This is a genomic window from Pseudoalteromonas sp. SG44-17 (assembly GCF_014164235.1).
GTDB lineage: Bacteria > Pseudomonadota > Gammaproteobacteria > Enterobacterales > Alteromonadaceae > Pseudoalteromonas > Pseudoalteromonas rhizosphaerae.
Window position 1 is genome coordinate 23,816 of sequence record NZ_JACJEV010000024.1, and the last position, 12,533, is coordinate 36,348.

11 protein-coding genes are annotated in these 12,533 nt (G+C 41.4%); 9 read left to right on the forward strand and 2 right to left on the reverse strand.

The window, feature by feature from the left end; genetic code table 11:
* Positions 1-42 precede the first annotated feature (42 nt).
* The 4 genes from H5182_RS15790 to H5182_RS15805 all read left to right on the forward strand — a co-directional run bounded on the left by H5182_RS15790 (position 43) and on the right by H5182_RS15805 (position 3,286).
* On the forward strand, positions 43-972 hold the full coding sequence (locus H5182_RS15790) for a hydrogen peroxide-inducible genes activator (RefSeq protein ID WP_145238228.1): 930 nt from the start codon (positions 43-45) through the stop codon (positions 970-972).
* Positions 973-1,237: 265 nt separating this feature from the next.
* On the forward strand, positions 1,238-1,780 hold the full coding sequence (locus H5182_RS15795; RefSeq protein ID WP_182760308.1) for an RNA polymerase sigma factor: 543 nt from the start codon (positions 1,238-1,240) through the stop codon (positions 1,778-1,780).
* Positions 1,773-2,363, forward strand: coding sequence for a hypothetical protein (locus tag H5182_RS15800; RefSeq protein ID WP_182760309.1), 591 nt, complete (start codon positions 1,773-1,775; stop codon positions 2,361-2,363). Before H5182_RS15795 ends, H5182_RS15800 begins: the two co-directional genes overlap by 8 nt.
* 11 nt (positions 2,364-2,374) lie before the next feature.
* The gene (locus tag H5182_RS15805; protein WP_182732011.1) at positions 2,375-3,286 is read left to right on the forward strand and encodes a hypothetical protein; all 912 of its coding nucleotides are present in this window, start codon (positions 2,375-2,377) and stop codon (positions 3,284-3,286) included.
* Between the two features lie 63 nt (positions 3,287-3,349).
* Here H5182_RS15805 and H5182_RS15810 read toward each other — a convergent pair whose 3' ends face one another.
* Both H5182_RS15810 and H5182_RS15815 read right to left on the reverse strand, forming a co-directional pair.
* On the reverse strand, positions 3,350-3,574 hold the full coding sequence (locus H5182_RS15810; RefSeq protein ID WP_145238241.1) for a hypothetical protein: 225 nt from the start codon (positions 3,572-3,574) through the stop codon (positions 3,350-3,352).
* Between the two features lie 203 nt (positions 3,575-3,777).
* Entirely contained in the window at positions 3,778-6,303 is a 2,526-nt protein-coding gene (locus tag H5182_RS15815) for an EAL domain-containing protein (RefSeq protein ID WP_145238244.1), read from the reverse strand.
* 168 nt (positions 6,304-6,471) lie between these two features.
* Between H5182_RS15815 and queA the strand changes: the two genes are divergently transcribed.
* The 5 genes from queA (at position 6,472) to secF (ending at position 12,005) form a co-directional block, all read left to right on the forward strand.
* Positions 6,472-7,503, forward strand: coding sequence for a tRNA preQ1(34) S-adenosylmethionine ribosyltransferase-isomerase QueA (gene queA, locus H5182_RS15820; RefSeq protein WP_145238247.1), 1,032 nt, complete (start codon positions 6,472-6,474; stop codon positions 7,501-7,503).
* 174 nt (positions 7,504-7,677) lie between these two features.
* Positions 7,678-8,805, forward strand: coding sequence for a tRNA guanosine(34) transglycosylase Tgt (gene tgt / locus H5182_RS15825; RefSeq protein ID WP_145238250.1), 1,128 nt, complete (start codon positions 7,678-7,680; stop codon positions 8,803-8,805).
* 25 nt (positions 8,806-8,830) lie between these two features.
* Positions 8,831-9,169, forward strand: a complete 339-nt coding sequence (gene yajC / locus H5182_RS15830; RefSeq protein WP_182732013.1) for a preprotein translocase subunit YajC — start codon at positions 8,831-8,833, stop codon at positions 9,167-9,169.
* Between the two features lie 19 nt (positions 9,170-9,188).
* Positions 9,189-11,048, forward strand: a complete 1,860-nt coding sequence (gene secD / locus H5182_RS15835; RefSeq protein WP_145238253.1) for a protein translocase subunit SecD — start codon at positions 9,189-9,191, stop codon at positions 11,046-11,048.
* 9 nt (positions 11,049-11,057) lie between these two features.
* Positions 11,058-12,005, forward strand: a complete 948-nt coding sequence (gene secF, locus H5182_RS15840) for a protein translocase subunit SecF (RefSeq protein WP_145238256.1) — start codon at positions 11,058-11,060, stop codon at positions 12,003-12,005.
* Positions 12,006-12,533 lie beyond the last annotated feature (528 nt).

Consider the following 12,533-nt stretch of genomic DNA (forward strand, 5'->3'; position numbering starts at 1 on the left):
GCCCTTGGTGTTGGGGTCTTTTTATTTGTGGGTACAAAAAGTATGACGAACTTACCAAGTATTAAACAGCTGCAGTATTTATTGGCAGTTCATCAGCATCAACATTTTGGCCGCGCCGCAAGTGCGTGTTTTATTGGTCAATCAACACTCAGCAGTGCAATTCAAACCCTTGAAGAAACACTCGGTTGCCAACTCATAGAGCGTGAAAATCGTAGTTTGATGTTCACAGCCATCGGCGAAGAAGTGGTAGAGCGGGCACGCAAAATTATTGACGATACGCTAAGTGTTAGAGAGCTGACTAAAAGCCATTTAACACCGCTAAGCGGTACGCTCACCCTCGGAGTTATTCCAACGATTGCTAGTTTTATTGCGGCACCTCTATATCACCTTTGTCAGCAACAGTTTGCTGATTTAGAGTTGGTACTGGTTGAAGACACCAGTGATAGCTTGTTAGATAAACTCGAGCATGGCCATATCGATATGGCGCTATTGGCACTACCTTACGATACTGATAAATTTCATACTCAAGTACTCGCGCAAGATCACTTTTGCTTAGTACATCATAAAGACTATTTACCTGCTAAGAATATAGAAGATTTTAACTTGTTACCGGAAGCCAGCGTGTTCTTATTAGAGCGAGAGCATTGTATGACAGGGCACGCATTAAGTGCTTGTCATTTAAATCGTTCAAGCTGTATCAATCCGTTTGAAGCGGCGAGCTTACACACCTTACTTAGCATGGTTGAGCACCAGTTCGGTGTGACTTTTTTACCGCAAATGGCGATTAACGCGGGTATTTTAGCGAACAAAAACATGCTTGCCACTCCCTCACAAAGTGACGCATACCGCGATATTGGCATTTTATGGCGCAAAACAACTGGTCGTATTCGAGATTTTCGTTTATTTAGCCAAATGCTAGAAAGCTTTTTAAAGCAGCAATGTCGCTTAATGCCAATCGACTTAAATATTTAACCATTCTAGCGAGCTAAATAAAGCGCTAACTGCGTTATAAATTTTTCATGTAGAACAACTATATGTCAAAATTTATGCCTTGTTATCACTCCATTTATCTGTCGCTATAAATGGTCAGTAACTTAACACGATTGGTATAACGACACAGGAATAGCTCATTTAGGTGAGCTTTTTTATTTATTTTCATTTATTTTTATCTTTTCCAAACTATCTGCTTCACTCTATCGACTAACCTCATAAGTAAAATAACTAAGCATCGAGAATCGTGTTTTTTCAATCAATAGAAACATTAATCGCCAAAGCACAACAAGGAAATAAGCGCGCCTGGCTTAAGCTGGTTAAGCAGCATGAAAGCCAAGTTTATAACTATTGTTTGCGGATGCTAAGTAACCCAGATGATGCCATGGACTTAATGCAAGAGGTGTTTATTTCGGTGTATAAAAGTCTGCCGAACTTTCGTGGTGAGTCGAGTTTTAATACTTGGGTATTTCAAATTATGCATCGGCGTAGCGTTGAATACTACCGCCGTCGCAAGCATTATCAGAGCTTAGATGATGTGCCAGAACAGGCCTGTGAACACAGTGAATTAGAAGGCAATAGTGTAGCTCAGGCCCAGCATCAGCAATTAAAAAGTATGTTGAATAAGTTACCGTGGGAGCAGCGTTTAGTGGTGGAGTTGAAATTTTTCCAGCATTGCACCTTTGAAGAGATTGCTGAGCAATTAGATATTTCAACTAATACTGCTAAGTCGCGGTTATACAGTGCATTAGGAAAATTAAAAGTTCATTTGGAGGCCGTAGATGGCTAGTTTAGAGTCGCTTTTTGAGCAATGGTTAGATGGTAAAGTTTTGAGCGATAAACAATTGCAGCAGCTCGAAAATGATCCCGAATATGCAGCGTTGATGAGCCAAGCGCAAGTATGGCAACAGCATAGCCGTGACTATAAGGCTGTACCTGTACCAATCTGGGATCGCCAATCAACAATATCGCAGTTCTCTGCTGTGCCTGTGTTTAGCGTCGCTGGAGCGTGGGCTGTTGCAGCATCAGTATTGGTTTGTTCGTTAATCTTTTTAGTTATACCGCAATCAGATGCGCAGGGGTTACTTGCACAAGTAACGAAACAAACACATTTATTGCAGTCTCAACAAAAGCAAATTGACCAAATGCAAAGAATTATTACTGCGCAAAATCAATTGCAACAACAGCAGATGTATCAATTAGCAAAAGAGGCCATTGCAACAGGACGAGTTGAACGCCAAGAAGATATTGCCAGTTTAATCACTTACATCAAAACCCAGCGAGCTCAAGATCAAGCGTATCTACGGATGCAATTAAATGATTTAGCCGAACAAGTACAAGAGCAGCCAACAGCCGCGATTGCGAAAAATTAGGAGTATAGAGCATGAATAAAAAACTTATCAGCAGCGCCATAATGGCCATACTTGGGTGCTTAAGTGCTAATGTATCTGCGCAAGACCCTGCGGAGTTGGCATCAATACAGCGTGAAGTAGCAATAATGGAAAACATTTTAAGCAGCGCGTTAAAGCAAGATACCAATAAAAGGATCCGTGCGATTCAAGCCAACTATTTTGTTAAGCAGGGAGTGGTATTTGAGCTGGACGTAAGAGGCTCTAGCCGCTGGCAGACTATTTTTAGTAACGCACCTAATGCGCCGTTACCACCGCTGCCTGAAATTGATTTTGCTAATATGGATATTGAAATTATCAGTGATCAAGTAGAGTTTATTACTGAAGATGTTGTTGAATCATCACGAGAAGCTTATCAACAAGCGATGGAACTAATGCGTGAAGGCGCAGAACAAGTGCGCGAAATTGCAGAGCAAGAGCGTGATGTGGGCCGAAAGTTGCGGGATTTAGAGCGTGAAAAGCGCGATTTAGAGTTTGCCAGCCGCCATGATAATAGCGCCGAAGAGAAACAGCTTGAACAACGCAAAAAAGCGTTAGAAAAAGATATCGCGAAGCTGGAAAAACAACAAACTACACTCACTAAACAGCAGCAACAGCTACGCCAAAATATCAATGCAAAGCATGCAGAGCGTGAGCAACAACAAGCCGCAGAGCAACAACAGTTACTGGAGCAAGTAAGTACAAGTATCAGTCTTACGTTATGTGATTACGGTAGTGGTTTACGTAGTTTGCCAAACGACGAGCATGTGAGTTTTGTTCTTAAAGGGCTCGGCGATAAAAATACGAGTTTAATAAAAGTATTTAATAAATCAGATATTAAAAAGTGTGTCGCCGGCGATATCAAAGCCAGCGAACTGACTAAAAAAGCTATTAGCTACCAATTTTAATTAGCCGAGCTGATATTAACTCAGCTCAATTAATAACTTATCCCTGACCAACAAGCAGCCGTATTATAAAGGCTGCTTTTCGTTATGCCCTTCATATTCAAACTGTTTATTGAATGGCGTAATATCTGGTAAAAATAACAAATAAACCCACACCACTAAGTTAAAGTAGGGGATCAAACCTAAGCAGGTAAAAGTTACAACCGGGTAACCTTTGATACTGGCATATCGATAGCATTGGTAAGTTATCCCTAAGTTTACCGCTAATAGTAACACTATTAATTGCATCATAATTCACTCCATAAATTGACAATGATACTAATAACAACATGTTAGTTTGTAAGTGGCATGTTGCTATGATTTAATGATGTCATGTGAAATTTCGATTATCATCATAATCACAAGACATTTATCGCCCGATGAGCAAAGTATAGATGAGTTATCACAAGATGGAAGTAAAAAAATGCGTAGATTTGTATGAAAAGTTCGCTATTTTAGCTAGGTGGTTGTTCGTAAAAAGTTTTGTTTTGATAAATTTTTTGTAACTGATGTTTGATTTTTTCTACGGGCACCGGGCGTGAAATAAAGTAGCCTTGGCCATAATCAACACCTATTTCTTTTAGTGCTAAAAAGATCTCTTCATTTTCAACATATTCAGCAACTGAACGCTTATTGAGCGAGCGACTAATATCGTTTATTGCTTTAACTAACGCCAAGTCGATTGGATCATTAAGCATATCGCGAACAAACGAACCGTCTATTTTTACGTGTTGAGCTGGCAGTTGCTTAAGATAATTAAAGGTGCTAAAGCCAGTGCCAAAGTCATCAATTGAGAAATGACAGCCCAAGCGATTGAGCTTTTCGATCATCGCACGAGTGGCAGTTAAATTATTGATACTGGCGGACTCGGTGATCTCAAAAATAACCCGGGTAGGGCTGATATCGCACTTTTCAAGGGTCGATTCGATATGCGGTAATAGGCGTTCATCTAAAAACGATTGCGCAGATAGGTTTATTGCAACTTGATTTAGCTCAGGGTTAGCGGCAATGGCAGAAATTGCATTGCTGATCACACATTGATCCATTAAGTAAGTGTCGTTCAATAATTCAAGTGACGGAATAAATTGGTTTGGATAAACCAGTTCACCGTCGAGTTTTAAGCGTAACAGTGCTTCAAAATAAGCGACACCACCATGTTTAAAGTCCCAAATAGGCTGGTAATGTAATTCAATTTGGTTTTGTTGCAATGCTTGGCGAATGCTGTGTCCCCACTCTAATCCAGCTTGCAAGGTGTTATGGCTGGCATCTTCTTTAGAGTAACAATGAACCAAATTACGGCCTAAGCTTTTAGCAACGTACAAGGCAATATCAGCTTGTTTTAAGCATTCACTCGGATCATGGTTCGCTGCTGTTATTTGCGTTAAGCCAATTGAGCAGCTAATTGAATAAACTTGTTCTTCAGATTTAAACTGATGACCTTCAATAGCCATGCAAATACTTTCAGCTATCAAGTGTGCATCAAGCAGATTCATATTATTTAAGATCACCGCAAATTCATCACCACCAATGCGACACACTAAGTGTTCATCACTGATATTGGCGTTAAATAGTTGCGCAACTTCTTTAAGAACTATATCGCCTTGTTGATGGCCTTTACTGTCATTAATTATTTTAAAATGATCGAGGTCAATATAAATTAAAGCGTGCTCTATGTCGCCATTAGTGCGTTGCGGCTGGCAAATTCGATTGAGTTGTTGATCAAAATAATAGCGATTATGTAAGCCGGTTAAGGTGTCATGTAGTGCTAAATGGCGCAGCTGTAATTCAGCTTGTTTGCGCTCATGAATATTATCTATTGTGGCGGTGATCGTGGCAGCATTACTGCTGTTTTTGATTAGTTGTAAGCGGCACTCAACCCAAATAGCTTGACCATCTTTATGAATAATTTGCACTTCAACCTGCTGTTGCAAGGCACCGCCATGCAAAATACTGCTAATTGTTTGCAGTAGTTTATCTTTGCAATCATTGATACAAAAGTCAGAGAGTGCTTTGCTCAAGGTTTGTTTTATGCCAAACCCACTGAGTGCTTCCCACGCAGGGTTGATAAAACGAATGCGGCCTTGTTCATCAAATTCAAGCACCACAGTATTAAGATGTAATAGTATCCGCTGATGGGCTGAAAATAGCTCCTTATAGCGGCTTTGACTTTGACTTAGCTGTTCTACTTTTTGTGCAAACTCTGCATAACTGACCATAAAATCTTCACGGCGCGCAGCATGGTCGCATACTTTACTTAACAAGGTTTGTTCATATGGTGCACGAATAAAATCAGTGACCCCTGAAAGCAATAGTTGTTCAGCATGATCGGCATCTTTCGTGTCTATAATGGTTACAATGGCTTGTTTTGGGTTGTGTTGTAAAATCTCTTCAACTAATTGACTGGCAGCTCCTGCGTGTGCTGCGGTTGCATCAAGTAACACAATGGCAAACTTTTGCTGCAAATAGATTGATAATGCTTGTTTATTACTAGAAACATGGGTGCAGGCAAAGTTTAGCTGTAATTGTTGCGCTATTTCAGCTGCTTTGTCACTGTCGGTTTCGAGCAGCAACAAGTCTAAACGACTACTTTTTTCTAAATGCGTTGATAACACATTTGCCAGTACCTGTGGCAGCATATCTTGGCGTTCAAATGGCAATACTGCATCTATGCCATAACTGCGTGCTGTCGTTTCGGCTATTCGCTCACAATAGATAGGCGGAGTTAGTACAATTGGTGTATTTTTTGGGGTTTTTAATAACCCTGAACGGATCATCCGAGAAAATCGCCAACCATCTATTTTACCAACATTAAGACCGGTAATAATGACATCGACCGCTTGAGATTTAAGAATTTCGAGGGCTTGCTGGCTATCGGCTACTTCAAGGAAAGTAAATACATTGAGCCGATTTAAGGTTGACTTAACAGCCTGACGCTCAGCGACACTGGCGTTTAAGATCAGCAAAGTTAGCTGCTTAGCCATTTATGTCACACCTCTTATAAACCTAGATCTAATTAAGTTGAGTAGAATAATGCCATTTGTCTCGAACCACAAGAGAACATTCCATTGTATTTTAATTAAAGCCGTTGGTTGAGCTAATAGCGCGATGCAGTTAAACTTGGCGCGACTTTTTTGATCTGGATATATCCTATGCGCGTGGCTGATTTTAGCTTTGACTTACCTGATGAATTAATTGCTCGTTTTCCTAAACAGGATCGAACCAGCAGTCGCTTATTAACCTTAGATGGCCCAAGTGGCGCTGTAGAACATAAAATATTTAGCGATATTATTGATTTAGTAAATGAAAATGACTTGTTGGTATTTAACAATACCAAAGTGATCCCTGCTCGTATGTATGGCCAAAAAGCGTCAGGTGGCAAAGTTGAAGTCTTAGTGGAGCGAGTGCTTGATGAGCACCGCGTGCTGGCTCATGTACGAGCAAGTAAATCACCAAAACCAGGTACAGAACTTATTCTCGAAGGTAAAGCGCAGGCGACTATGGTGGGTCGTCATGGCGAATTGTTTGAACTAGAGTTTAGCGATAGTCAAAATGTACTGGAAATTTTAAACGATATTGGCCATATGCCACTGCCACCTTATATTGACCGTCCAGATACTGACGAAGACCGCAAACGCTATCAAACAGTTTACGGTGAAAAACCTGGCGCGGTTGCAGCGCCAACTGCTGGCCTACATTTTGACGATACGCTCATGGCAGCAATAAAAGCTAAGGGCGTAAACATGGCATTTGTTACTCTGCATGTTGGCGCGGGCACATTTCAGCCGGTACGCGTAGACTCGGTTGATGATCATATAATGCACTCCGAATACATTGAAGTGCCTGATGATGTTGTTGCAGCAGTCGCTGCAACCAAAGCTAACGGCGGCAGAGTGATTGCGGTAGGCACAACTTCGGTACGTTCATTGGAATCAGCAGCTAAGATACATGGCGGCCAATTAGCCAGTTACTTTGGTGACACCGATATTTTTATTTACCCAGGTTATCAATTTAACGTAGTTGATGCCATGGTCACTAATTTTCACTTGTCAGAATCGACATTGATCATGTTGGTTAGTGCATTTGCTGGGCAAGATAATATTATGAGTGCATACCAAACTGCAATTGCACAAAAATACCGCTTTTTTAGCTACGGCGATGCGATGTTTTTAACCCGTAAATAGTTTTTTCTATAAAAGCACTTAAAGCCCAGCCTTGCGTTGGGCTTTTTAGTTTTGATTTTTGCACTTTTAATTTCAGCTTTGGGCCCAATTAATAGTAATGGTTTTACAAAAAGGGTAGAATCGAGCGGTTAAATTATAGCTTGTTGGACTGTTTTTCTGACATTTGAGGATGATATGAAGTTTGAATTAGACCGTACAGACGGTAAAGCCCGCCGCGGCCGCTTGATTTTTGATAGAGGCGTAGTCGAAACGCCAGCATTTATGCCAGTAGGTACTTACGGTACTGTCAAAGGTATGACCCCAGATGAAGTCAAAGACACTGGTGCGCATATTTGCCTAGGTAACACCTTCCATTTAATGCTTCGCCCTGGTACTGAAATCATCAAGCAGCATGGTGGATTACATGGTTTTATGAATTGGGATAAACCAATTTTAACCGACTCAGGCGGTTTTCAAGTGTTTAGCTTAGGCGCAATGCGTAAAATTACCGAAGAAGGTGTATTGTTTAGCTCGCCTGTTAACGGTGAAAAAATTATGCTTTCACCAGAAAAAGCCATGCAAGTGCAGCGTGATTTAGGTTCAGACATCGTAATGATTTTTGACGAATGTACGCCTTATCCTGCCACCGAAAAAGAAGCTAAAGATTCAATGGAGTTATCACTTCGTTGGGCTAAGCGTTCAAAAGAAGGTCACGGTGACAATCCATCAGCTTTATTTGGTATTATCCAAGGTGGTATGTATCCGGAGTTGCGTGCTCAGTCACAACAAGGTCTTGAAGAAATTGGTTTTGATGGCTACGCACTCGGTGGTTTATCGGTCGGTGAGCCAAAAAATGAGATGATTAACATTCTTGATCACTGTGCTTATAAAATGCCAGAGAACAAACCCCGTTACCTTATGGGTGTAGGTAAACCTGAAGACTTAGTTGAAGCCGTTCGTCGCGGTATCGATATGTTTGACTGTGTAATGCCAACTCGTAATGCGCGTAATGGTCATTTATTTATAACCGGTGGCATTGTGAAAATTCGTAATGCTGTGCACAAAACAGATACCGGCCCACTTGATCCTGAGTGTGATTGCCATACTTGTAAGAATTATTCGCGCGCGTACCTACATCATCTTGATAAATGTAACGAAATTTTAGGTGCACGACTAAACACAATTCATAACTTACGTTACTATCAGCGCGTTATGGAAGGTTTACGTAATGCTATCGGTGACGGTAAGTTAGATGAATTCGTAAATGATTTTTATGCACGCCGCGGCCAAGAAGTGCCAGAGCTTGCAGATACCACAAATTAAATTTAAAAATTAAAGAGGAAGTGTTATGAGTTTATTTATTTCAAACGCCCACGCAAGTGCGGCAGGTGCAGCGCCAGCCGGTGGTGGTTATGAGATGTTGATCATGCTAGCTATCTTTGGCTTAGTATTTTACTTCTTGATTTACCGTCCACAAGCTAAGCGTGTAAAAGAACATAAAGCGCTGATGAATGCGATGGCAAAAGGCGATGAAGTTCTTACTCAAGGTGGTTTAGTGGGTAAAATCGCTAAAATCTCTGACGATAAAGATTTCATTGTTATTTCACTTAACGATCAAGCTGAAGTAACTGTACAAAAATCAGCAGTGTCAGCAGTATTGCCTAAAGGCACAATGAAGTCGCTATAATAATAATAAGGACGCCCACGTGTTAAACAAGTTTCCATTATGGAAGTATTTACTTGTTCTAGCTGTGATTGCGGTAGGTCTTTTATATGCCTCTCCTAATTTGTATGGTCGTGATCCGGCCATACAAATTTCAGGTACTAAAGGAACTGATGCAGATCTAGCTGTAGTAGACAAAGTAAATGCGACCCTCAAAGAGCACAATGTTACCGTAAAATCAGTTAAGTTCGAAAACGGTCAAGTGTTGATCCGCTTTAAAAATGTTGAAGAGCAGCTTAAAGCGCAAGATTTATTGCGTGATTCATTGAGCGACGATTACATCTCAGCCATTAACATGGCCCCGGCGCAACCTCATTGGTTAAAAGCCCTTGGCGGCAATCCAATGAAATTGGGCTTGGATTTAAGTGGCGGTGTTCACTTTACGATGGAAATTGATATGGTGACAGCGGTTGATAACGCGCTGGAACAAATGGATCAAGACTATAAAAGTGATTTACGTGAAGAAAAACTACGCTATCGCACGGTACGTCGTGTAGCTGGTACTGAACGTATTCGTGTGGAGATGCGCAGCGCAGAAGATAAAGATGCGGCAGAGCGTTTTTTACAGTCACGCTACCCATTACACAACTACATTGATGATAGCTCTAACGATAACGCGTTTTATGCCACCATCAGCGAGCAAAAACTCAAAGAAATTCGTGACTATGCTATCAAGCAAAACGAAACCATTATCCGTAACCGTATTAACCAAATCGGTGTTGCTGAGCCTAACGTACAACGTCAAGGTGCAGAGCGTATTATTGTGCAGCTACCAGGTGTTCAAGATACTGCGCGTGCGAAAGAGATTTTGGGTGCTACAGCAACCCTTGAGTTTCGTGAAGTAGACGAAAATGCCGATCCAACGGCAGCAGCGCAAGGGCGTATTCCGCCTGGTACTGAAATGATCATGAGCCGTGATGGCTACCCAGTGGTACTTAAAAAACGCATTATTCTCGAAGGTAGTCACATTACTGGTGCGCAATCGGGTGCCGATGAATACCAACGTCCGCAAGTAAGTATTAGCCTTGATAGCAAAGGCGGCGCGAAAATGAATGCTTTCACTAAGCGTGCTATTGGCAAGCGTATGGCGACGGTATTTATAGAGTATAAGCCTTCTGGTAAAACAGACGAAAACGGTAAAGCGCTACCACCAATTAAGGTGGAAGAAGTGATCAACGTTGCAACTATACAAGCGCGTCTTGATCGTTCGTTTCGCATCACCGGCATTGATAACCCTGCAGAAGCACATAACTTAAGTTTATTACTACGTGCTGGAGCACTTGTTGCGCCAATTCAAATTGTTGAAGAGCGCACGGTAGGGCCAAGCTTAGGTCAAGAAAATATCGAAGCAGGTATGACAGCGGTTGCTTTAGGTTTCTTGTTTGTACTGATCTTTATGTTAGTTTATTACAAAGGTTTTGGCTTAGTCGCTAATATTGCCTTAGCAGCTAACTTAGTATTGATTGTGGGTGTTATGTCGTTGATCCCAGGCGCTGCACTAACACTGCCAGGTATTGCTGGTATTGTACTAACGGTAGGTATGGCAGTTGATGCCAACGTACTAATATTTGAGCGTATTCGCGAAGAGCTGGCCGATGGACGTAGTCCACAACAGGCTGTTCATCATGGTTATGATAGTGCTTTTAGTACAATTTTTGATGCCAATATTACCACCTTAATTGCTGCGATTATCTTGTTCGCAGTGGGTACAGGCCCAATTGCTGGTTTCGCAGTGACACTTGCGATAGGTATTATCACCTCAATGTTTACAGCCATTGTTGGTACCCGTGCGGTAATCAACTTATGTATTGGTGGTAAGCGCATTGATAAGCTGTCAATTTAAGGAGCAGATATGCAAATTTTAAAATTAGGCGGCAGAACTTTAGGGTTTATGTCGCTGCGCAAAGTTGCTATGAGCATCTCAACGCTACTTATTTTGGCATCGTTCGCATCGTTCTTCGTTAAAGGTTTAAACTTTGGCTTAGATTTTACGGGCGGTACAGCGGTAGAAGTCGGTTTTGCACAACCAGCAGACTTAAAGAAAGTACGTTCAGTGTTAGCTGAAAATGGTTTTGCAGATGCATCAGTACAATTATTTGGTTCAAGCCAAGAGATTTTGGTTCGCTTAGCACCACGCGGTGATGATGTTAAAGCCGAAGTAATTGGTAACCAAGTAATTGATGCACTTAAAAAAGCCGATGATAGCGTAGTAATGCGTCGAATTGAGTTTGTTGGCCCAAGTGTAGGTGAAGACTTAAAAGAGCAGGGTGGCCTTGCCATGTTAACTGCGCTTATTTGTATCTTGATCTATGTGGCATTTCGCTTTGAGTGGCGTTTTGCGGTAGGCGCGGTGTCGGCACTTTTACACGATGTAATCATTACTTTAGGTTTGTTTTCAGTATTAGGGTTAGAGTTCGACTTAACCATATTGGCGGCAATACTGGCGGTAATAGGTTACTCTCTTAATGATACTATCGTTGTATCTGACCGTATTCGTGAGAACTTCCGCAAAGTGCGTATCGACGATACTGTTGAGATAATTGATATTTCATTAACGCAAACACTTAACCGTACTCTAGTAACTTCAATTACCACTATTTTAGTATTAATCGCCTTGTTTGCTTGGGGTGGTCAAACTATTCATGGTTTTGCTACAGCGCTGTTATTTGGTGTGTTTATTGGTACTTACTCTTCGATTTATGTTGCTAGTGCCGTTGCGCTTGCGATGGGCGTAAGTAAAGAAGACTTAATACCAGAAGTTATCGAAAAAGAAGGCGCAGATTTAGACGCTATGCCATAGGTATGATTCTAATTTTACGTTTAAAAAACCGCTCATTGAGCGGTTTTTTGCTTTTAGGTATTGATGCCGCGCAAGCTGTATTAGGGATCAGATTATAGGTGTCAGATTTCAGGTAGAGCTAGTCTCCAGCCTTTAATCTCTTGCATTTCACTTTTGTGTGTAGCGAAGCGCCTCTGTGCGCTCGTGAGCATAAAATTGCGCGAGGTAAACTCTAGCCTACGGGTTGGCATCGGTGTTTTAATATGCGTAGGCGCGACTTTATGCCTAGTAAGTTGTATTGAGGGGTTAGATTTCAGGTGGAGCTAGTCTCAGTCTTTAACCTAATGCCTTTCACTTCTTTGTGTAGCCTAGCGACTCGGTGTTCTCTGTGGTGAAATTTATTTTTAAGATAGAATACAGAGCAGATTTTTCGTGGCTGAAGCCAACTCCTACGAGTTAAAGCTTATAACTCAACCTCCGTGTAGCGAAGCGACTCGGTGTTCTCTGTGGTGAAATTGTTTTTTCAAATAGAATGCAGAGCAGGATTTT